Annotated in this window: 22 protein-coding genes; 10 read left to right on the top strand and 12 right to left on the bottom strand. The window is 65.8% G+C overall.

Going from position 1 to position 21,317, the window contains the following annotated elements; translation table 11 throughout:
• Positions 1 to 74: 74 nt before the first annotated feature.
• Positions 75 to 1,784 carry a 2-isopropylmalate synthase gene (gene leuA, locus U5798_RS15115; RefSeq protein ID WP_322082629.1) on the top strand — a complete coding sequence of 570 codons (1,710 nt, stop codon included), beginning with the start codon at positions 75 to 77 and terminating at the stop codon, positions 1,782 to 1,784.
• Positions 1,785 to 1,913: 129 nt separating this feature from the next.
• Here the strand turns inward: leuA and U5798_RS15110 are convergent, their stop codons facing one another.
• Together U5798_RS15110 and U5798_RS15105 are read right to left on the bottom strand one after the other, a co-directional pair.
• Positions 1,914 to 2,768, bottom strand: a complete 855-nt coding sequence (locus U5798_RS15110) for a hypothetical protein (protein ID WP_322082507.1) — start codon at positions 2,766 to 2,768, stop codon at positions 1,914 to 1,916.
• Positions 2,769 to 2,787: 19 nt separating this feature from the next.
• Positions 2,788 to 4,386 (bottom strand): tetratricopeptide repeat protein, encoded by a 1,599-nt coding sequence (locus tag U5798_RS15105; protein WP_322082506.1) that lies wholly within the window; start codon positions 4,384 to 4,386, stop codon positions 2,788 to 2,790.
• 354 nt (positions 4,387 to 4,740) lie between these two features.
• Here U5798_RS15105 and U5798_RS15100 point away from each other — a divergent pair, with 354 nt between their 5' ends.
• The gene (locus U5798_RS15100; RefSeq protein WP_185658208.1) at positions 4,741 to 5,046 is read left to right on the top strand and encodes a hypothetical protein; all 306 of its coding nucleotides are present in this window, start codon (positions 4,741 to 4,743) and stop codon (positions 5,044 to 5,046) included.
• A gap of 421 nt (positions 5,047 to 5,467) precedes the next feature.
• Here U5798_RS15100 and U5798_RS15095 read toward each other — a convergent pair whose 3' ends face one another.
• The 6 genes from U5798_RS15095 to U5798_RS15070 form a co-directional block, all read right to left on the bottom strand.
• Positions 5,468 to 5,788 (bottom strand): helix-turn-helix domain-containing protein, encoded by a 321-nt coding sequence (locus U5798_RS15095; RefSeq protein WP_124454409.1) that lies wholly within the window; start codon positions 5,786 to 5,788, stop codon positions 5,468 to 5,470.
• Positions 5,788 to 6,123: a SymE family type I addiction module toxin gene (locus tag U5798_RS15090; RefSeq protein ID WP_124454411.1), complete on the bottom strand. Its 336-nt coding sequence runs from the start codon at positions 6,121 to 6,123 to the stop codon at positions 5,788 to 5,790. Before U5798_RS15090 ends, U5798_RS15095 begins: the two co-directional genes overlap by 1 nt.
• Before the next feature lie 484 nt (positions 6,124 to 6,607).
• Positions 6,608 to 7,417, bottom strand: a complete 810-nt coding sequence (locus tag U5798_RS15085; RefSeq protein WP_322082505.1) for a TlpA disulfide reductase family protein — start codon at positions 7,415 to 7,417, stop codon at positions 6,608 to 6,610.
• 568 nt (positions 7,418 to 7,985) lie between these two features.
• Positions 7,986 to 8,576: a DUF4410 domain-containing protein gene (locus U5798_RS15080; protein WP_322082504.1), complete on the bottom strand. Its 591-nt coding sequence runs from the start codon at positions 8,574 to 8,576 to the stop codon at positions 7,986 to 7,988.
• Positions 8,577 to 8,743: 167 nt separating this feature from the next.
• Complete coding sequence (locus tag U5798_RS15075; protein ID WP_124454417.1) at positions 8,744 to 9,733, bottom strand: hypothetical protein; 990 nt, start codon at positions 9,731 to 9,733, stop codon at positions 8,744 to 8,746.
• Positions 9,734 to 10,198: 465 nt separating this feature from the next.
• Positions 10,199 to 10,675 (bottom strand): GNAT family N-acetyltransferase, encoded by a 477-nt coding sequence (locus U5798_RS15070; RefSeq protein ID WP_322082503.1) that lies wholly within the window; start codon positions 10,673 to 10,675, stop codon positions 10,199 to 10,201.
• Between the two features lie 242 nt (positions 10,676 to 10,917).
• Here U5798_RS15070 and U5798_RS15065 point away from each other — a divergent pair, with 242 nt between their 5' ends.
• Entirely contained in the window at positions 10,918 to 12,582 is a 1,665-nt protein-coding gene (locus U5798_RS15065) for an ABC transporter ATP-binding protein (protein ID WP_322082502.1), read from the top strand.
• 31 nt (positions 12,583 to 12,613) lie between these two features.
• Here U5798_RS15065 and U5798_RS15060 read toward each other — a convergent pair whose 3' ends face one another.
• Positions 12,614 to 13,651: an aldo/keto reductase gene (locus tag U5798_RS15060; RefSeq protein ID WP_124454423.1), complete on the bottom strand. Its 1,038-nt coding sequence runs from the start codon at positions 13,649 to 13,651 to the stop codon at positions 12,614 to 12,616.
• Between the two features lie 127 nt (positions 13,652 to 13,778).
• Here U5798_RS15060 and U5798_RS15055 point away from each other — a divergent pair, with 127 nt between their 5' ends.
• The 6 genes from U5798_RS15055 (at position 13,779) to U5798_RS15030 (ending at position 18,455) form a co-directional block, all read left to right on the top strand.
• Entirely contained in the window at positions 13,779 to 14,666 is an 888-nt protein-coding gene (locus U5798_RS15055) for a LysR family transcriptional regulator (RefSeq protein ID WP_322082501.1), read from the top strand.
• A gap of 127 nt (positions 14,667 to 14,793) precedes the next feature.
• Positions 14,794 to 15,093, top strand: coding sequence for a metalloregulator ArsR/SmtB family transcription factor (locus tag U5798_RS15050; RefSeq protein ID WP_322082500.1), 300 nt, complete (start codon positions 14,794 to 14,796; stop codon positions 15,091 to 15,093).
• 20 nt (positions 15,094 to 15,113) lie between these two features.
• On the top strand, positions 15,114 to 16,466 hold the full coding sequence (locus U5798_RS15045) for a pyridoxal phosphate-dependent decarboxylase family protein (protein ID WP_322082499.1): 1,353 nt from the start codon (positions 15,114 to 15,116) through the stop codon (positions 16,464 to 16,466).
• Between the two features lie 169 nt (positions 16,467 to 16,635).
• Positions 16,636 to 17,103, top strand: a complete 468-nt coding sequence (locus tag U5798_RS15040; protein WP_124454431.1) for a cupin domain-containing protein — start codon at positions 16,636 to 16,638, stop codon at positions 17,101 to 17,103.
• An 86-nt stretch (positions 17,104 to 17,189) separates the two neighbouring features.
• Positions 17,190 to 17,570: a hypothetical protein gene (locus U5798_RS15035; protein ID WP_322082498.1), complete on the top strand. Its 381-nt coding sequence runs from the start codon at positions 17,190 to 17,192 to the stop codon at positions 17,568 to 17,570.
• Between the two features lie 63 nt (positions 17,571 to 17,633).
• The gene (locus U5798_RS15030) at positions 17,634 to 18,455 is read left to right on the top strand and encodes an SDR family oxidoreductase (RefSeq protein WP_322082497.1); all 822 of its coding nucleotides are present in this window, start codon (positions 17,634 to 17,636) and stop codon (positions 18,453 to 18,455) included.
• Between the two features lie 68 nt (positions 18,456 to 18,523).
• Here the strand turns inward: U5798_RS15030 and surE are convergent, their stop codons facing one another.
• From surE to U5798_RS15015, 3 genes are all read right to left on the bottom strand, one after another.
• Positions 18,524 to 19,303 (bottom strand): 5'/3'-nucleotidase SurE, encoded by a 780-nt coding sequence (gene surE, locus U5798_RS15025; RefSeq protein ID WP_124454437.1) that lies wholly within the window; start codon positions 19,301 to 19,303, stop codon positions 18,524 to 18,526.
• A 199-nt stretch (positions 19,304 to 19,502) separates the two neighbouring features.
• Positions 19,503 to 19,811: an AzlD family protein gene (locus tag U5798_RS15020; RefSeq protein ID WP_124454439.1), complete on the bottom strand. Its 309-nt coding sequence runs from the start codon at positions 19,809 to 19,811 to the stop codon at positions 19,503 to 19,505.
• Complete coding sequence (locus U5798_RS15015) at positions 19,804 to 20,538, bottom strand: AzlC family ABC transporter permease (RefSeq protein WP_124454441.1); 735 nt, start codon at positions 20,536 to 20,538, stop codon at positions 19,804 to 19,806. Before U5798_RS15015 ends, U5798_RS15020 begins: the two co-directional genes overlap by 8 nt.
• A 125-nt stretch (positions 20,539 to 20,663) precedes the next feature.
• Here U5798_RS15015 and U5798_RS15010 point away from each other — a divergent pair, with 125 nt between their 5' ends.
• The gene (locus U5798_RS15010; protein WP_059237883.1) at positions 20,664 to 21,122 is read left to right on the top strand and encodes an Lrp/AsnC family transcriptional regulator; all 459 of its coding nucleotides are present in this window, start codon (positions 20,664 to 20,666) and stop codon (positions 21,120 to 21,122) included.
• Positions 21,123 to 21,317: the final 195 nt, after the last annotated feature.

The raw sequence follows: 21,317 nt of genomic DNA, 5'->3' as shown, positions 1-21,317 counted from the left end.
CGCAGCCGGCCTCTCCCGCTGAAGGCCGCCGCGACGCGGTTTTCCGACCAACCGACCGAGGACCGAACACCATGATGCTGAAGAACCCCGCGACGAAGTACCGACCGTTTACGCCCGTCAACCTGCCGAACCGCACGTGGCCGTCGCGCACGATCACGCAGGCGCCGATCTGGATGAGCACCGACCTGCGCGACGGCAACCAGGCGCTGTTCGAGCCGATGGACGCCGCGCGCAAGATGCGGATGTTCAAGACGCTGGTCGCGATCGGCTTCAAGGAGATCGAGGTCGCGTTTCCGTCGGCGTCCGAGACCGATTTCAACTTCGTGCGCGAGCTGATCGAAGGTGGCCACATTCCCGACGACGTGACGATCGAGGTGCTCACGCAGGCGCGCGACGACCTGATCGAGCGCACGTTCGAGTCGCTGCGCGGCGCGAAGCGCGCGATCGTGCACCTGTACAACGCGACGGCGCCGGAATTCCGCAAGATCGTGTTCGGCCTCGAGCGCGACGGCGTGAAGCAGCTCGCGGTGAACGCGGCGCGCACGATCAAGCGCTTCGCCGACGCGGCGACCGACACGCACTTCACGCTGCAATACAGCCCCGAAACCTTCACGGCGACCGAGCTCGACTTCGCGAAGGAAGTCTGCGACGCCGTGTTCGACGTGTGGCAGCCGACGCCCGCGCACAAGGCGATCGTGAACCTGCCGGCGACCGTCGAAGTCGGCACGCCGAACTTCTACGCGGACCAGATCGAGTGGATGCACCGCAACCTCGCGCGCCGTGACGCGCTGATCCTGTCCGTGCATCCGCACAACGACCGCGGCACCGCGGTCGCGGCGGCCGAGCTCGCGGTGATGGCCGGCGCCGATCGCATCGAAGGCTGCCTGTTCGGCAACGGCGAACGCACCGGCAACGTCGATCTCGTCACGCTCGCGCTGAACCTGTACACGCAGGGCGTCGATCCGGGCCTCGATTTCTCGCAGATCAACGAAGTTGCGCGCACGTCCGAGGAATGCACGCAGTTGCCGATCCACCCGCGCCATCCGTATGTCGGCGACCTCGTGTTCACCGCGTTCTCCGGCTCGCACCAGGACGCGATCAAGAAGGGCTTCGCGGTGCAGCGTCCCGACGCCGTGTGGGAAATGCCGTATCTGCCGATCGATCCGAGCGATCTCGGTCGCACGTACGATTCGATCATTCGCGTGAACAGCCAGTCGGGCAAGGGCGGTATCGCCTACCTGCTCGAACAGGGTTATGGTGTCGCGCTGCCGCGCCGTATGCAGGTCGATTTCAGCGCGGCCGTTCAGCGCCTGACCGACGACAGCGGCCACGAGGTGACGAGCGCGCAGATCTGGGCGCTGTTCCAGCAGGAATACGTCGAAGGCGATGCGCCGCTGCGTTACGTCGGCCATGAGTTGACCGAGCGCGACGGCCGCGAGTCGATCGTGCTGACCGCCGACGTACACGGCGAGCGCCGCGTGCTGCGCGGCGAAGGCAACGGCCCGCTCGATGCGTTGATGCATGCGCTGCGCACGCCGCTGCGGATCCAGCACTACGAGGAACGTGCGTTGTCGCAGGGCGCCGATGCGAAGGCGATCGCAATTGCCGAGCTGGCCGGTTCCGGCGTGCGCGGCAGCGCGTTCGGCGTCGGCATCGATGCGAACCTGACGACCGCGTCGATCCGCGCGGTGATCAGCGGTGTCAACCGTGCGTATGCGCGCGCCGACGAAGCGGCGCAGGCGACGTTCTTTGACGTCGAGCGCGCGGTGAAGGCTGTCGCGTAAGGGAGGCGGCGGTGGCCGCGCCGGGGTGCTCCGGTGCGGCGGCCTCGCTGACCGTTGCGTTGCTGCTGCACGACCCGCTGAGTGCATCGTGCGACGCCTGCTTCATGAAGCTACCTCGCTGCCGCGCTGTCAGGCCGCCACCGGTTCCCACGACAGCAGCGGCGCGAGCGCCTTCGCCTGCGGCAGCCGCATGATCGCGTCCAGCGCGGTGGCCTCCAGACGGCGGCGCTGCGCGATATCGTGCACCAGCTCGACGCACGTATCGACCAGCGCGTCATAGGGTGCCGCGCGGAATCCGGCTACATAGTCGGAATCAACCGACGTTGTCGGCGAGGCCTCGCCGACGATCGCCTTGCCGTTCGTCATCAGGTAGAACGCGCGCACGACTTCGACGATGTGCGACGCGTAGTGATGCAGGTTCAGCACGACCTTCGCCCGCGCGATGTACGCGTCGCGCTCGGCACCATAGATGCCGCCGCTGACGATCCCCACTTTCAGTCCACGCGCCTGCAGCGCTTCGAGTACCGCCGCACGACGCGGCCCGATCGTGCCGTAGAACAGCACGTCGATGTCCTGCTCGACGTCGCTCGGAATGCGGCGCAGCTTCGGATGAAAACCGAGCTTCAGATAGCGCGCATGGTCGATGCCGAGCGTCTTCAGCTTCGCGATGTTGCGCGCGCTGTAGTCCCAGGTTTCGTATTTCGACGTCCAGCGATAGATGTTCGCGTTCCACGGCTGTTCGTCGACATGAATATGCTCGGTGTTGACGACGATCGTGTCGTCCGGCACGTACTCGGTCGCGGCCGGATCGGCGAGATGGCAGCCGATCAGGAGGTTCCGCGCGTCGGACCTCATGTCGTTCTTGCTGAAATGCACGACATGACCGAGATCTTCGAGCCCGTAGGCGATCACTTCGGCGAGTTCGGTGAATGCGCCCGAGTGCACGTAGCCGGGCGGCCGGACGATGCAGATGTTGTAGTCCACGACGGGCGCCTCCTTCCGGTCAGCCGACGAGATCGCGAAGATCGGCGGCGGCTTCGTCCAGCACCGGGTTCCAGTCGGCGAACGTCTTTTGACGGTACAGCGACGCGCTCGGATAGAACGGGCTGTCGCGCCGGTCGTGCTGCCATACCCAATGCGGATTCGTATCGAGCAGCACCCATGTGGATTGGCCGAGCGCGCTGCTCAGGTGCGACATCGACGTGCAGACGGTAATCACGAGATCGAGCGCGCCGACGAATGCGGCGGTATCGTCGAGCGTCCGCCATTCGCGCGTTAAATCGTTCACGACGAAGCCGTTCGACCGCGCGGCTTCGACGTCGTGCTGCGCACCAGGCTGCAGCGAGTAGAACGCGACATCCTGTTGCAAGCTGCCGAAGGCATCCGAGAATCGTTCGAGGCCGATACGGCGGAAGCGGTTGCGCTGGTGCGTGAGGCTGCCCGTCCATGCGAGGCCGACTTTCAGCCGCTTCTCGCCGGCGAGCGCCGTGCGCCATGCGTCGATCGCGCCGGCATCGGCGTGCAGGTAAGGCGTCGTCGTGGCGATCGCGTCACCGTCGAGGCCGAGCATGCGGGGAATGCTCATCAGAGGCAGCTCGAAATCGAACGCGGGAAGATCCCCGATTTGCGTGCTGGTGTCGAACACGTCGACATGTTGCGCGAGACTGCGCTCGAACAGCGCACCCAGAATCGGGAAGGCATTCCACACGATCCGCCCGCCTTCTCGGCGCACGCGCTCCGCGAGCAGCGGTACATAGCGGCAGAACTGCAGCGCGTCGCCGAGGCCCTGTTCGCCCCACACGAGCAGCGTCTTGCCTTTCAGCGATTCACCGCGCCAGCGCGGGGCGGGAAAAACCGGCAAGTTGCCGCGCAGCTCACCCGAACCCTCCCAGCGCGATTCGTAATTCCGCCACCCCGAGGCGAAGTCACCACGCGCAAGCTGGAGCAGCGACAGGTTGTGACGATACGCCGCGTTATGCGGAGCACGGTCGACAGCACGTGCCGCGTATTGCTCGGCTTCGTCCCAGCGTTGCGCTTCTTTCAGCGCGATGGCCGTGTTGTTCAGCGCCAGCGCATTGTCCGGCGCGAGCGCAACCGCCCGCATGGCCGCACGCAATGCACCATCGAGATCGAAGCGGTCAATGCGCGTGACGATCGCGTTGGTCCATGCACGCTCGTCATTGGGGTTGTCGTCGAGCGCGCCGTCGATGAGCGCGAATTCCACGTCAGGGTCGCCGCCCGTCAGTCGGATCGCCAGCGCGAGGTTGTTTTTGAGCGACGGCCACGACGGCGCGAGTTGGAGCGTGCGGCGATACGGCGCGATCGCATCCGCGTGGCGCCCTGCCATTTGCATTGCGTAGCCGCAGTTGAATGCAGCCGCCGGCGAGTCGGGCCGCAGTTCCCAATGTGCGGCGGCGAGCTGGGCGGCGCGATCGGTTTCGCCGCGATCGATGAGCGTTTGCGTCGCGGTGGCGACTGCGTCGTCGTCCACATCGAGCGACGACGCATCGACCAGCGTGGCCAGCATCGTGTTGTCGATGCCGTGTACCTGCGCGGCGATGTTGTCGAACGAGGGCGTGTCGTGGGTCGTCGTGATCTGCATGTCGGGTCGTTCCGGAAGTCAGCCCGCGTATCGCGGCGGCGGTCTGTTATGGGTCGGTTCTGACGCGCATGGTGGCTTGTGCTCGGGGGGGCAAATCGGTATGGCGTCGTCTTGACCTCAACTTTATGCAGCCGTGACCGATTGCTAAATAGGACGAGTCCGAATTGCTGATGCTGTACGAAAGCGAATGGATCGTTGGCGTCGCGACTCGCTCCGCTTGTAGTCCCAGTCCTATTTTTACGTTTGCGGATCGCCAATAAGACCTGTCCGATAGTGATCGCGTCAGACGATCTTTTTAATACGCAGTATTCCGGCCGACATCGTTCGGCAACTATCAGACAGGGAGTACTGACGATGAGCGCAGCAGATTTTCTGGTGAAAGGCACCGTGATCGGGATGGTCGCGAGTGCGGCAACCGTCGGGTTGATTCACGTGGTGGTCGAGTTCGACACGTGCTGCGTCAGCAGCTCGAAGCGCAGGCGCAACAACATGCGCTGGCAGCGGTGGTCGACAAGCTGGCACAGCAGGCGACGATTCAACAGTAAGCGGGTGTATCAGGAAGATGGCGGGTCGGGTGAATCGCCGAGTAAGCCGCTGTCGTTGCTTACGACAGCGGCTTTTTTCTTTTGTGTCGAGCATGTGCTGCAGTCATCGTTCTAGTTTCACTCACACGGCCCGCCCGGACGGTATCGCCATCGGGCAATCGAAGGAGGAGTCAACGATGACTAGAGCACGCATCGCAAGGACATACGCGGACTGCTACGTACCGGTGAAGTACACCGCCGCCGACACTGCGCATCTGCTTGCGGATCCGACCATCAAGGCTGCATATGATGAGTTGGAGGCGAAATTCGCCGCCCTCCGTGCACAGCTCGCGGAGAATCAGCCTGGTCTGATTAGCTGTGACAATCAGCCACGTTAAATTGATCAGGTGTGGCGCCGGAGCCGCTTCGGCTGCGGCCGCCGGGTCCGGCCGCAGTCATGCTATGCAACTTGGAGCACCTACTCCTAACGCGACCACATGCGAGCGCTGATGCGTTTCCCGCTGCCACATACTTCCTTCTTCCGGCTACGACCGCCGTCAGACCGTAGCGGTGATCCCCGCCGGCCCCGCTTCCCCCGCCGGCCGCACCACGATTTCCACATGCTGCCCGAACGATGCCAGCGTCAGCATCAGTTGATCCAGCGTCACGTTCCGGAGCCGCTCGCGCTGCTCGGGCGTGACCACAGGCCGTGCCATTTCGGTGAGCGCCGCAGCCTCTTCCTCGGTCAGGCCACGTGACGCCATCAATGCGTTGAGCTTCAGTACAAGCACGGACTTCGCCGTTAGTTCACCGACATCGTAGTAGTCGAAATCGTCCGGCACGTTGTCGGTATGTTCGTTAGACGCGTCGTGGTTCATTACGCTTCCTCCGTCATCACCGAAAGTTGCCGCTGCTGCCCTGTTCCGCAATCGATATCCGGGATTCGCACGTTCTCGACCGCCGCGCAGGCGGCGTCATCGATCGGCGTAATCACCAGCCGCTTGTGCGACACGTCGATCCGCAGGCGCTGCTCGGGATCGAAGCCCGCGGCCTCGATCCACCGGCCGGACAGCTTCATCCACAGATACATGACGGGTGGCGCCATGTCGGTCAGCCTGATATGCGGCATGGTGCGGCCAGATTGAAGAGACGATTGCGGGGAGACAAAACAATCGCGGAAATACGTCGGTGCGTTATGATTCGCGCCAGCCATGGTCAACTCCTTGGTTGAGTTGGTTGTGGTCAGCGGCTCGTTGGTGCTGTTATCACCAGCGGGCCGCGCTCGTTTACGCAGCGGATTTCCATCATCACTCCGTCTCATGCTTTGCATGCCGAAATAACGTGCTATTCGTTGCGAGAACGTGTGGCCACTCTAGCGGAGATCGATCGGTGTCAGGGCACGGTCATGTACGAATTCATCGCGATTGGCCATCAGGCCAGAGCGTCGGATGCTTGCCACATAACGAATCCGGGGAAGTCGCATAGGCTGGTAGCTTCATCGCTCGATAACCGATGTGTTAGAGAACGTGTCAACCGATTGCTTCGACTCGCTCGCCGCACGTCGTTCAAGGATCTCATTCGCAACTGCCGATAGCGTTCGAACGTCCGCGCTCGCGCAGCACCCGCGCAAACGCGCAGCCGTCGAGGCCCGGCATGTTCAGGTCGGCATCGCGCCGCTTCCCGTCCCCCGACACGCGTTACTGCCCGAAGCGTTGCGCGACGGCGTCCTTCAGCCGCGCGGCGGTCAGCTCGCCCATGTGCGATTCGACGAGTTCGCCCTTTGCGTTGAAGAACAGCGTGGTCGGCAGTCCGCGCGATCCATAGGCATGCATCGCGTGCAGCGACGGATCGAGCAGCACGTGATCGAAGCGCAGGCCCTTTTGTTCGAGGAACGCACGCACGACCTGCGCATTTTCGCCCTGATTGATCATCAGCACCGTGATACCAGGATGGTCACGCTGCGCCTGTTCGAGAATCGGCATCTCGCGCTGGCACGGCGGGCACCATGTCGCCCACAGGTTCACGACGACTGGCTTGCCGACGAAGCTCGCCGGCAGCACGGGCGCTGCGTCGAGTGTTTGAAGCTGCATCGCGGCCAGCGGCGGTGCGCTCTGCTGCAACGTCGCCAGCGTGCCTTGCGCGATGCCCCACGCGCCGAGGCCCGCGACGATGCCGGCCAGCACCGGCCGCCGCAGCGCGGGCAAGCGGCGCAAGCGCCAGCCCGCGAACATCAGGGCGGCTGCCAGGCCGATGCGCCAGTCGAAGCCGCCGTCGCCGAGCGCGACGATCGAGCGCGGCGATGCCGCATAGTCGCTCCACCACTGCGCGATATAGCCGACGCGCGCGGCGATCAGCCCGAGCAGCAGCACGTCGAGGATCAGGCTCGATGCCGTCTTGTGATGCCCGTCAGGCGGGCGGCGCTGGATGAAACGCGCGACGAGCCATGCCACCAGCGCGGCGGCGGCTACCGCGACGATGCGGATCGAGAAGGGACCGATGCTCAGCATGTAAAGGAACGGTTGGACGTGGACGAGCGGGGGAGGAGAAGTGATTGTCCGCCGCGGCGATGAAACCGTCGACGGCGATGTCGGCGTTTCGACCGGTTGCCACGTATGGGGGTTCCCTTCGAGAACGTAACGGCGTATTGCGGATTCGACGCATGCGCATGGATCAGGACTGCGTGATTTTCATGCGGAAGGGCAGCGAATCAGACCAGTCTGATGGTCAGCGGAATTCCGCTCATCAACAATACGCGTACCGGTGAGATGTGGTGTCCCCCGACATCCCGAACAGGGATATCTCCTTGACGGCCGCTCCTCCCGCGAGTGGCCGCTTTTTCGTCGTCGTGCGGGCGGGCGTGAGTGTCTTGTGGCGGTCTGTGGGCGCGGCCGCATCCGATGCATATCGGCTGGTTCAACGGAATAGGAACGCTGCCAGATGCGAGCACAGGGTATTCACTCGCGCATTGCCTGACGCCCGGTTCGGCGACCGGCGAGGTTGTCCGTTGGCGGCGGCACAGGGGCTGCCGCCATGGCCCGACGGGCCGCGTATCCGCGATCCGTCGGGCGTCGGGTCTTACAGCTTCTTCGACGCTGCCGCTGCCGCGTCGGCTTGCGTTGCCGCGGTCGCCGGATCGAGCGTCGCGAGCGTCTTCTCGGTGAATTTCTCGTACAGCCAGTCCATGCGCATGCTGTCGATGCCGGCGATACCGCCGAGCGCATACGACGCCGACACCTTGAAGTGGTCGACCGGATGGTTGTCGGCATCGGTGAGCGTGACGGTCCCGTCGACGTAATCGCTGCCGGCCATGAAGCCGAACATGACGGCCGAGAAACTCGAGCGAACGCGAATACCGGTGACTTCGACGTTCAGGTGCATCGCGTCGGTCGCATCCGCTTTGGCCAGCAGCTGGCGTGCGTCCAGTGCGTGTTCGATTTTCTCCTGCAGTTTCTTCGCGTCGAACTTCAGGTTTTCTTTCAACGCTTCCTGCGCGGCCTTGTCGAGCGTGACCTTCACGATCACGGGTTTCTTGCCGAATTGGGTCGTCGATGCGGTTACGGCGGCCCCTGCCGGACCGCTGGCGTCGCGCGTCACGCTGCTGGCGCAGCCCGACAGGAAGCCGATCGTCACGAATGCCAGCGCGGCATGACGGATAAGAGATTTCATGATTTGGTCTTTTGATTGAGGTTATTTGAATGGGCGCTATGGCCGAGCTGGAATCTAGCACGGCGCGATCCGATTCAATTCGTCGAATAGATCGAGAATCGATTCGGCGTTCGGCCGACGCGGCGCATTTGCACCGGAGAATGGTCGAGACAATGTGCGGCGAGCGATTACCGGCCGTTGCCCGGCACCGCTTCACCCAACCGATACGCCGTAAAGAACTCATACCACGGCGTCCCTTCCCCGACGGGCACGCCGAGCGCCGCCGTCCGCCGTTTCAGCACGCCGAACACGTCGTCGATGAGCGCCCTCAGCGTACTGTCGCGGAACGGAACCGGTTGCGTCCGCCCCGCGGCGACCGCGCCGTATGCGATGGCCAGCAGGCGTGCGCGGTCGTCGGTGTCCGCGATGGCCTGGTTGATCGTTTCGACGAAGCGTGGCCGGTCTTCCGCGTGCGGCGTGGACAGGCACAGGTACACGAGCGCCGACAGTTCGTGCCGATCCTTCACCCGCAGCAACGCAGGCAGTTGCGCGACGATCCGTTCCGCCGGTTCTTCCTGCAGCGCAGCGCCGAAGTCGAGCACGGCGGCCATCGGGTTGCCGTCTGTTTTCAGGCGTTCGAGCGCAGGCGGCGTGCTTGACGCGCCGTTCTGCACGGACCGCAGCGCATCGGCCACCTGCTGCGTCCATTCCGGAAAGATCATCCGCACGTTGCCGAACTGCTCGCCGCCTTCGGCCGCCGGATTCCACCGATAGACGATCGTGCCGCCGCGAATGAACGGCGAATACAGATGCTCGGGCGTTTGCGGCAGCGGCCTCCGGTTGATCGGCAGCCATGCGAGCGTCAGCCAGTCGTAGCGGCCCGTCGCGGGCACCGACGGGCTCGAACTCGCGATGACCTGCCACGTGCCGCGATTCGCGTAGCGGCGGCGCGCGTCGGGCACGGGGACGGTCCGGCCTTTCGCGGTGTCGAAGTACGTCGTGCCGGTGACGTTCTCGCCGCTGTCCCTGGCCGGTGTAATGGTTGAAATGACCCACGATGCACCATCCGCCGAACGGTAGTCGGCCGGCTGCAGCGTCGCCACATCGTGCACCATGCGCGTTTCCGCCGCGACGGGGCTCGGGGGGAGATTGGCGGGAGCGGCGAGGATGCTCGGCATGGACTTTCCTCGGAATCGGGTGCGCATCGTCGAGCGGGGGCGAGGCGCGGCGGTGCGGGTTGTTTCTCGTAACTGTAGGACGTTGCTACAGGTATCGCGAGGAACCCGCCGGGCAGGGAGAGGAATGACATGGATCCACGCAGTGTAGTAACGTACCTACATATATGGAAGCCCCGCTGCATGACGAGCATCTCTCAGCATCTCTGCTACATCTGCCAATGTCGTCATTTGTAGCCCAAGAGATACAAAAACGGACGTGAATAGAGATTCTGTGTCCTGGGTGCTACCAACCAGGCTGTCGAAGCGACCACGACTGCGATCGAGCATCGCGCTCGATTGTGCGGATCAATCCAAGCGGCGCTTGCTTGCGTTCCAGTACTCAGTGCGTTGAAACAGTGGGCGCGCGTGCCGCTGTTTCTGTGGATCAAGGCACGGCCGTTGGAGTGAGTGCTCGCCCCGGCGCACTCAACGCGGCAGCGCCTTCCGGTAAACAATCCCGCCCGTTTTCTCCGCGACGGTGTCGTAGAGCCGCTGCGCCGTGTGATTCGTCTCGTGCGTCTGCCAGTACACGCGTTCGGCGCGATGCCGGCGCGCGGCGTCATACACGGCTTCGATCAGCGCGCGGCCGACGCCTTTGCCGCGTTCGCTGTCGAGCGTGAACAGATCCTGCAGATAGCAGGACGGCCCGGCGTGCGTCGTACTGCGGTGATAAAGGAAATGCACGAGTCCGACGAGCCTGTCGTCACGCTCGGCAACGAGCGCGTGCACGGGTTCGTACCCGTCGAAGAAGCGCGACCACGTGAGCTGCGTGACGTGCAGCGGCAGCGCGGTGTCGTCGAAGCGGCCGTAGAAGCGGTTGTAGCCGTCCCACAGCGGCAGCCATTGGTCGTAGTCGTCTTCCCGGACTGCGCGTACGGTCAGGCCGGTGTCGGTGGCGCTCATGTTTGCGATCCTTTCGAGGAGTGGGTGCGTTGCCCGTCCGGCGGGCACGTCGCAGGCCTCTGCGATAGGAAGTTCGCGACACGACGGGTAGGCCCATGACGCCCTCGCTTTCTGGTGCCACGCGGGCGGCCGCAGGCGCTGCCGCCGCGCGGCCCGAACGGCGCAACAGGTTTCCTTTCGACCTGTTAGACTTTTCGCCCGTTGTCGCCACCCCGGCCGTATCGTGCCTGGTTCATCGCGCCATGAACGAATCCCGAGCGTTGCATCCGATCACCGAGGTCCTGCGGGCCTACTGGAAAGCCGATCGCCTGATGTTGCTGGCTGTCGTGGCGGTCGTCATCCTGTCGAGTACAACCGCCGTCGCCGCGCCTTATCTGTTCTCGCGCCTGATCGATGCGCTGTCGCATCGTGGCGTGCTCCACGCGCTGATCCTGGGCTTCGTGCTCTACGCGGTGCTGCTGGGCCTGTCCAGCGCGCTACAACGCGTGGTGCAGTACCTTGCCTTCATGAGTTCCTCGAATCTGGGATTCATCACCAGCACCCGCTTCTTCGAGCGCATCCTGAAGAAGACCACGGCCTTCTTCGTCGAGCACAATCCAGCGGAAATCCAGAACGCGAACACACGCGGGAGCCGCGCATTGTCGGTGCTCGTGCAGCTCGCGCTGACGGACCTGATCCCCGGCACGCTGCAGATCGTGCTGACGCTCGTCACGCTCGGCGCGCTGATCAATCTCGACGTGGTGGTCATCACCGCCGTGTACGGGGTGTTGGCGGTGACGATCGCGATTGTGTCCGCGCGGCGCTCGCGGGCGTATCTCGACCGCGCGATCGAGGCCGGTCAGGAGAATGCGCGCTTCGTCGGCGGTGCGATCAACGCGATGGAAACGCTCCGGCATTTCGGCAGCCACCGCTGGATGAGCGAGCGCTTCTCGGAGAAGGCGCGCGCCGAGCGCGACAACTGGCGTGCGTACGTGATGCAGCATGTCGGCTTTCTTGCGCTGCTCGGCCTAGGTCTCGCGATCCAGTTCTCGGTGACGTTCTGGCTGCTGTTGCCGCGCCATGAAGCCGGTGTGCTGTCGATCGGCGACCTCGTGCTGTTCAACACGCTGCTGTTGCAAATGAACCTGCCATTCGAGATGCTCGCGCGCTCGATCGACGAATGCGCGCGCTCCCGCGCGGCGCTCGTGCCGTTCGCGGCACTGTGGACGGCACCCGAGGAGCGGCAGGTGTCGCCCGCGTCGGCGTTCGTGCCGCGCGAAGGGCGCGTGGTGTTCGAGCGCGTCGGCTATGCATACGGCAACGGGCGTGGCGTGACCGGCGTGGATTTCGTTGCCGGGCGCGGTGCGATCACGTTCGTCGTCGGTGAAACGGGCGCGGGAAAATCGACGGTGTTCAAGCTGGCGCTGAAGTCGATCGAGCCGAACGAGGGGCGCATTCTCGTCGACGGCGTCGATCTCGCGACGATCGACCGCGCCGACTGGTACGGCACGGTCGCCGTCGTGCCGCAGGACGTCGTGTTGCTGAACGAAAGCCTGGAGGACAATATCCTGCTCGGCCGGCCGCGCGACGCGCAGCGCCTGCGCGACGCGGCCGCGAAGGCCGCGATCCTGCCGTTCATCGACGGCTTGCCGGACGGGTTTCGCACGACGGTCGGCGAGCGCGGACTGAAACTGTCCGGCGGCGAGCGCCAGCGCATCGCGATTGCGCGAGCGCTGTATGGCAAACCGAGCGTGCTGTTTCTCGACGAGGCGAGTTCCGCACTCGATGAAGCGACGGAGCGCGACATCATGGAACACGTGCGGTTGCTGGCCCGCGACGTCACGGTGATTGCGATCACGCACCGGCGCTCGGTGATCGGTGCGACCGACAAGGTCGTGCAGCTTGGTCACGCACGCGTGCCGGCTTGACGTCGGTACGCAGCCGCGTCACCGCCGCCCCTTACCCGCGCATCGGCGGATTCAACCGCGCGAACGCCTCTTGCCGGCGATACGGAAAGTGCGGATAAGGCGCTTCCACTGCACTCGCCGCATCGAGCTTCGCGACCTGCGCATCGGTCAGCGCCCAGCCGACCGCGCCGAGGTTCTGCCGCAACTGTTCCTCGTTGCGCGCGCCGATGATCACCGACGACACGGTCGGCCGCTGCAGCAGCCAGTTCAGCGCGATCTGCGGCACGGTCTTGCCGGTTTCTTCCGCGATCGCGTCGAGTACATCGACCACGTCGTACAGGCGTTCGTCATCGACCGGCGGCCCGTAGCTGGCCGTTTCATGCAGGCGGCTGCCTTCGGGCAGCGGCGCATTGCGGCGGATCTTGCCGGTGAGCCGGCCCCAGCCGAGCGGGCTCCACACGAGCGCCCCGAGGCCCTGGTCGGCGCCGAGCGGCATCAGGTCCCATTCGTAGTCGCGGCCGACGAGCGAGTAGTAGACCTGGTTGGCGACATAACGCGACCAGCCGTGCCGGTCGGCCGCCGCGAGCGACTTCATGATCTGCCAGCCGGCGAAGTTCGACACGCCGAGATAGCGCAGCTTGCCCGCGCGCACGAGATCGTCGAGCGTCGACATCACCTCCTCGACCGGCGTGCCCGCATCGAACGCGTGCAACTGCAGCAGGTCGATGTAGTCGGTGTCGAGGCGACGCAGCGCGTCGTCGACGGCGCGTACCAGTCGCGCGCGCGACGTGCCCGCGTCGTTCGGGCCGCTGCCGGTCGGCAGGCCCGTCTTCGTCGAGATCAGCACCTGGTCGCGGCGCCCCTTGATCGCGGCGCCGAGCACACGCTCGGATTCGCCGTCCGAATACACGTCGGCCGTGTCGAACAGGTTGACGCCGGCTTCGAGGCAAATGTCGACCAGGCGCCGCGCTTCGTCCGCGCCCGTGTTGCCCCATGCGCTGAACAGCGGGCCGCTGCCGCCGAAGGTGCCTGCGCCGAAGCTCAGGACGGGAACCTTGAGGCCGGAACGGCCGAGCGTACGGTATTCCATGTGCGTTTCCTTGTGTCGTGTGAGCGGGGCGAGGCCGCATGTCGAACGTCAGGCGACCACTGTACCGTTTGCGACTTTTCCCGATAATCCTGAAGATAGCGAAAATATCCTTCGGAAGAGGCGAACAATGCTGCTCGACAACCTCGCGCTGTTCCTGCGCATCGTGGAGAAGGGTGGGCTCGCCGCGGCGGGACGCGAGGTCGGGCTGTCGCCGGCCACGGTGTCCGAGCGGCTGACGGCGCTCGAGCGCCACTACGGCGCGGCGCTGCTCACGCGCACGACGCGTGCGATCAGCCTGACCGACGAGGGCCGCACGCTCGTCGACGGCGCGCGGCGCCTGCTGGCCGAGGCCGACGAACTCGAAAGCCGCGTGCGGCTGGGCGTGCAGACGCTGTCGGGGCCCGTGCGGTTGAGCGCGCCGGCCGATCTCGGGCGCGAGCGCGTGGTGCCCGTCGTCGATGCGTTCCTCGCCGAGCATCCGGGCGTCACGGTCGATCTGCATCTCGGCGACGGCTACGTCGATCTCGTCGGGCAGGGCCTCGATTTCGCGATCCGTCGCGGCACGCTCGCGGACAGTTCGCTGCGCAGCCGTTCGCTCGGCCGCGCGCGGCGCGTGGTGTGTGCGTCGCCCGCGTATCTGGCCGCGCACGGCACGCCCACGCATCCGGACGATCTTGCTGCTCACGACTGCATCGTGATGCGCTTCGGGCCGGACCTCTATGCCGAATGGCCGTTCAGCATCGAAGGGGAAACGAAGCGCGTGATGGTGCGCGGCCGGCGCGTCGCCAACGACGGCGCGCTCGTGCGTGCGTGGTGCGTCGCGGGGCATGGCATTGCGCTGAAGTCGCTGGTCGATGTCGAGCAGGATCTGGCGTCTGGCGCGCTCGTCGAAGTGCTTCGCGACTTCTCGCCGGGCGAAGTCGACTTGCAGATCGTCTATCCGGGCAGCACCGCGCAGCCCAGGCGCGTGCGCGCGTTGATCGACAGGCTGGCGCAGGCGCTGACGGCGGCGTAACACGTCGCCACACGTTCCCGCGTCGATCTCGCTGCGATCGCATCGCCGGCTGAAATCCCTCGCCAAACCATTTGCCCACATTTCGTCATTTAGCTAATATTCAAAACGTCAAACGAAACCGCACCTCATGGACGACGTTAACCGGATCAGCGCCTTGGCCAACGAAAGCCGTCTGGCCGTGCTGCGCTGGCTCAAGGAGCCGCGCGAGCATTTCCCGCCGCAGCCGCACGGCGACTTCGACGAGCTCGGCGTGTGCTGCACGTATATCACCGAGAAGCTCGGCATCGCGCCGGCCACGACCACGCGCCACATGCGCATCCTCGCGGACGCCGGGCTCGTGCGGGCGACCCGCGTCGGCAAGTTCACGTACTACAAGCGGATCGACGGCGCGCTGCAGCAGCTCGGCCGCGATCTCTCGCAACTCTGACGCTCACCGAGGCAATCGACATGGACGAACTTGCACTGCTGGCCGACGCCGACCGGCGCGCGCACGCGTATCTGGCTGCAACCGACTACCGGCGCGCGTTTCCCGACGCAGCCGCGCTGGCCGGCCTCGCCGCGTTCGACGAACCGTTGCCCGATGTGGGCCGCCCGGCCGACGACGTGCTGCGCCTGCTCGACGAGCACGGCACGCCCGCGACGGTCGCATCGAACGGCCCGAACTACTTCGGCTTCGTGATCGGCGCGGCGCTGCCGGCCGCGGCGGCGGCCGAGCGGCTGATGCTCGCGTGGGACCAGTGCGCGTCGTCGTATGCGAATTCGCCGGTGGCTGCGACGCTCGAGCGCCAGGCCGCGCGCTGGGTCGTCGATGCGCTCGGGTTGCCGGAAGGCAGCGCGGTCGGCTTCGGCACGAGCGCGACGGCCTGCACGCTCGTCGCGCTGGTGGCCGCACGGCGCGCGCTGCTCGCGCGCAAGGGCTGGGATATCGACGAGGACGGCCTGATCGGCGCGCCGGAAGTGAAGGTCGTGATCTCCGCGCTCGCGCACATCACGGTGAAGAAGGCGCTGCGCGTGCTCGGCTTCGGGATGAAGCGCATCGTCGTGGCGCCGGTCGATGCGCACGGCCGCATCGACCCCGTGCAGTTGCCGCCGCTCGACGACATGACGATCCTCTGCGTGCAGGCCGGCGAAGTGAACACCGGCGAATTCGATCCGTTCGCGGCATTGATTCCGCCCGCGAAGGCGGCCGGCGCGTGGGTGCACGTGGACGGCGCGTTCGGCCTGTGGGCGCGCGCGTCGTCGAAGCGGGCGCTGACGGACGGCATCGACGGCGCGGACAGCTGGACGACCGACGGCCACAAGTGGCTCAACACGCCGTACGACGGCGCGATGGTGATCTGCCGCGACGCGGCCGCGCTTGCCACCGCGATGAACAGCGACGCCGTGTACCTGAGCGGCGCGCAGGATGCGCAGAAGAACCTGAATCTCGAATTCTCGCGGCGTGCACGTGGCATTCCGGTATGGGCCGCGCTGCGCTCGCTCGGCCGCGCCGGCGTGGCGACGATGGTCGAGCGGCACTGCGCGCAGGCGGCGCGGATCGCGGACGGCTTGCGTGCGGCCGGCTACGACGTGCTGAACCGCGTCGTGCTGAACCAGGTGCTCGTGCGCGCCGGCACCGACGACGAAACCGCCGCGATCCTCGACGCCGCGCAGGCATCGGGCGACGTGTGGTTCGGCGCGACCGTGTGGCAGGGGCGGCCGGCGTTCCGGATCAGCGTGTCGTCGTGGCGCACGGAAGACGCGCACGTCGATCGGCTCATCGCGTTGCTGACGGAGCTGCGCGGCGTGCACGTGCGCTGAGCGTCTGATGTCCGCGGCCGTAACGGTTGCGGACGCAACATTCAGGCATTCGACGAAGTGCAGCGCGGCCGTGCGCACCCTTGCACGCGTGAAAATGTCGGACAATAGCCGCTGCGCGGGCCGCACCGGCACCGCGTCCAACAGAAGCATTCACGCTTGCGAGATCCCCATGTCGACTCCCTTTCCCCGGGAACTGCTGAAGGCCGCCGATATCGCGAAGATGGAACCGACGCGCGCGGTGCATTCGCTCAATCCCAATGCCGTCCGACTCAAGCGACAACTCAGCGACCTGACCGGCCTGACGCAATTCGGCGTTCACCTGCTCACGCTGATGCCCGGTCACGAATCGGCCGAATATCACCGTCACCTGTACGAAGAAGAGTTCGTGTACGTGCTGTCCGGCACGGGCTCGGTCACGATCGGCGAACGCGCGAGTGAAATCGGGCCCGGCGATTTCATCGGCTTCCCGCGCGGCGGCGAAGCGCATACGGTGCAGAACACCGGCGAGGCACCGCTGGAGTTGCTCGTCGGCGGGCAGCGGCTCGAACACGACGTCTGCGAATACCCGCGAATCGGCAAGCGGCTTTATATCGCGGGCGAGCTCGAGGAGTATGTCGAGTTGCCGAAGCGGCCGTGACGGCCGATTGCACGCCATCTCCGGATTCGTGCGCCGAACGAGCTTGATTCCAATGGAACGGCTGCAGCTAGCGGCTGCCTGCTTCGATGCGTCAGATACCTTTTCTTGCTTTTGCGCTCGCTGCCCTCGTGCCCGGCCTGGTGTGGTCGTATTTGGCCGACGATCCGGGGTCGCTCAAGTATTCCGTGCCGATCGCGTACCTCGGCACGGCAGCGTTTGCGATTCCGCAATATCTGCTCGTCACGAAATACTGGCGCGTGTCGATGATTTCATCGTGCCTGTGCGGCAGCATCACGGGGTTGCTGACGTGGATCGCCACCTATTTCATTTACACCGCCATCTGGAACGACGATGTTTTCAAGGAAGGCTTGTCGGCCGCTTTGGGGTTCCTGGCGTTCGTGGGCCTGGGGGCAATGGCGGGCTTTGTGTTCTGGCTGATGCATCGGTGGCAGCGATCCAAAGCATGAATTTGCTTCTCGCGACCCCGTCGCGCTTATGATGCGGGAACGCCACTGAACGGGATCCACGCCATGGACGCGCCGCTTCCGCCGATGTCTGCCCCGATTGCCGAAACGGCCCCCGACACCGAAGCCGCCGTCGAGCCGCGCGCGTCGCGCGTGCAGCGGCCGGTCGCGCTCGTCACCGGCTCGACGTCGGGAATCGGCGCAGCCGTCGCGCGCCGCCTGGCGGCGGACGGCTACGCGGTGATCCTGCATTCGCGCAGGTCGGCCGACACCGGGCGCGCGATGGCGCGCGAACTCGGCGGCGCCTACGTGCAGGCCGATCTCGCGGACGATACGGAGCGTGTGCGATTGATTCGCGACGCGCTCGCCGTGCACGGTCGGCTCGACGTGCTCGTCAACAACGCGGGCGTCAGCCGCGTGATTGCGCATGACGACCTCGCGGCCGCCACGCCCGACGTGTGGCGCGAGATGCACGAGATCAACGTGATCGCGCCGTTCCGGCTCGTCGCCGAAGCGGAGGCCGCGCTGCGCGAGGCGGCATCGCACGGGCGCGCCGGGTGTGTCGTGAACGTCAGTTCGCACGCGGGCGTGCGGCCGAAGGGCGCGTCGATCCCGTATGCGGCCGCGAAGGCCGCGCTCAATCACACGACACGGCTGCTCGCACGCACGCTCGCACCGGCGATTCGCGTCAATGCCGTGGCGCCGGGGCTCGTCGATACGCCGCTGACCGCCGACTGGACGGACGCGCAGCAGCTATGGCGCGAGCGGGCGCCGATGCGTCGCGCGGCGACGCCGGACGACATCGCGCAGACGGTCGCGATGCTCGTCGCGTCCGATTACATGACGGGCGAGATCGTGATGCTCGACGGCGGATTGAACCTGACGTGAGGCGGTGACACGGCGGCGGCGCGCGTGTCCCGTGCGCGACCGCCGGCGCTGTCTGAAGGCGCGGACGATCAGCCGAGATTCGACCGCAGCCGCGCGAGCGCCTGGTCGTGCGTGCGCTCGAACTTCAGCGGCGTGACCGCGATATGGCCTTCGCCGAGTGCGACTGTTTCCGAATCCGCGTCGTCGTCGCGCGGCGCGCGCGCGAGCTTCAGCCAGTGATAGTCGATCTCGCGCGGATCGCGCCCCGACACGATCTCGACGCCCTGAAGCGTGCCGGCGCCCTGGTTCGTCACCTTCAGGCCGCGCACGTCGTCGGCCGGCCGCGGCGGGAAATTCACGTTGAGGCAGGCGTCGCTGTCCCAGCCGGCGGCGACGAGCCGGCGAATGACGTCCGGCGCATGCGCGAGCGCGGTGCTCCACGGCACTGCGTTGCGATCGGTGAATGCCTGACTCAGCGCGATGGCCGGCACGCCGACCAGCATGCTCGTCATCGCGGCGCCGACCGTGCCGGAAAACACCGTTTCGGTGCCGAGGTTCGCGCCGCGGTTCACGCCGGACAGCACGACGTCGGGCCGCGCATCCTTCATCAGGTGGCTGACCGCGATCGCGACGCAGTCGCCGGGCGTGCCGCGCACCGCGAAGCGGCGCTCGCCCTTGCGATGCACGCGCAGCGGTTCGTGCAGGCTCAGCGAGTGCGACGTGCCGCTCTGGTCTTCCGCCGGCGCGACGATCCACACTTCGCGTGCCAGTTGCGTGGCGACCTGTTCGAGTACTTCCAGGCCGGGGGCGTCGAATCCGTCGTCGTTGGTGAGCAGGACGCGGTCGAACAGCGGGCGGGTTTCTTGCATCGGGACGATCCTCGCGGAGATGGGCGATGGGAGGGAGCGTGCAGCGCCGCTGCCTGCGCGGCGCAAGCCACAAGGCTAGCACTCCGGCGTGAGGATCGTCGTGTCGCGCATTCGTCGCAGTCTGGCGCGAACGTGAAAACGGGCGCAGCGCGCGCCCGTTCGTCGTTGAATGTGCCGTCGAGGCGGCGGCCGGAAACGCTCAGCCGAGCAGGTAGCGCAGCAGGCCGGCCGACACGACGCCGACGATGACGGTCGGCAGGATCGACAGGCGCGTCGCCGCGACGAGGGTGATCGCGAGCGCGAGCAGGTCGGCGGGGCGCGTCGACACGAAGGCCGGCGCGATCACCGAGATCAGCACGCAGCCCGGCACGTTCTCCATCACCGACGCCATCCGCGGGCTCAGCGTGCGGTTGCGCAGCAGCACGTAGCCGAGGATGCGCGACAGATAGGTCGTCGACGCCATCAGCACGATCGTCGTGACGGTGCTGAAATCCGGAAGCTCAGGCATCGCGCGGCTCCCACAGCAGCGCGGCGATCAGCCCCGCGCACGCGCCGGCCGCGACGTACCACGCGCCGGGCACGGCGAGATGCGTCGCTGCCGCGACGACGAGGCTCACGAACCACGGGCGGCTCGCACGCACCCCCTTCCACATGCCGCGCAGCAGCACCAGAAACACGGCCGTGAACGCCATGTCGAAGCCGTACTGCTCGACGTTGCCGATCGTCGGGCCGACCGCCGCGCCGAGCGTCGTCATCGAGATCCACGTCAGGTAGAGCCCCATGCAGATGCCCGCGTAATAGGGCACGCTGATGTGCGTGGCCGAGCGGGCCCTCGCGTCGGCGAGCGACATCGCCCAGCTCTCGTCGCACATGAAGAACAGCGCGACGAACGCGCGGCGGCGCGGCAGGCGCCGGATATACGGCTCGAATGCAGCGCCCATCAGGATGTGGCGCGAATTCACGAGGAACGACATCGCGACGATCAGCGCGATGTGCGGCGGCGACGTCCACAGATGGATCGCCGCGAATTCCGAGCCGCCGCCGAAGTTCAGGCCCGTCATCATCGGCACCTCGAACAGGCTCAGCCCTTTTTGCGCGGCCTGCGCGCCCAGCACGAGCGCGAACGGCACGAAACCCAGCATGACGGGCAGTGCCGCGCGCAAACCGCGACCCATCTCGGCGACATAGGCGGGCTTGTCGCGAAGCCCGGACGACGTTGAAACGCTACTGCTCATTACTCCTCCTTCGGGGGAGGGATTGTCTGCTTTTTTGACTCGAATCGGGTTGCGTTGTCGCCAGATTTTTCTCAGAATTTGGCATTGAACGCGCAATACATGAATTTTTTGGAATTGGATGCCAAATGAAACTTGACGCTATCGACCGCCGGATCCTGAGCGCGCTGCAGCGCGACGGCCGGATGCAGAACGTGGAACTCGCGCACGAGGTCGGGCTGTCGCCGTCGCCGTGCCTGCGGCGCGTGCGGCTCCTCGAGGAAGCGGGCGTGATCGAGAAATACGTGGCCGTGCTGAATCCCGCGAAAGTCGGCAAGGGGCTCACGATCTTCACGCGCGTGTGGCTGAAGGGGCAGGACGCGGAATCGGTGAACCGTTTCTCGGAGGCCGTCCAGCAGATGCCGGAAGTCGTCGAATGCCACCTGATGGCCGGCGATTGCGATTTCCTGCTGCGCGTCGTCGCCGCCGACATCGACGACTACCGGCGCTTCCAGATGGAATACCTGACGCGCATTCCCGGCGTACTCAGCGTGAAGACCGACATTCCGATGCAGAAGGTCAAGCTCACGTCGGCGCTGCCGACATAGTGCGATGCGGGTAGGCGGCGACGCGTCGACGAATGGTCATCGCGCGGTGACAATCGCCGGATAAACTGGCGAGGTCGGTCACGTCACACGCGTTGCCGGAGCGGTCGTGCGACGTTCGATGCGCAAGCAACTAACGGTCAATGTCGACGCGATCGGGCGCGCGGCGCTGCGCGCCGGGTCATGCGTTGAAGCGAA

Source organism: Burkholderia sp. BCC1972, assembly GCF_905339605.1.
Lineage (GTDB): Bacteria > Pseudomonadota > Gammaproteobacteria > Burkholderiales > Burkholderiaceae > Burkholderia.
This window is presented reverse-complemented; position numbering and strand designations above follow the sequence as displayed.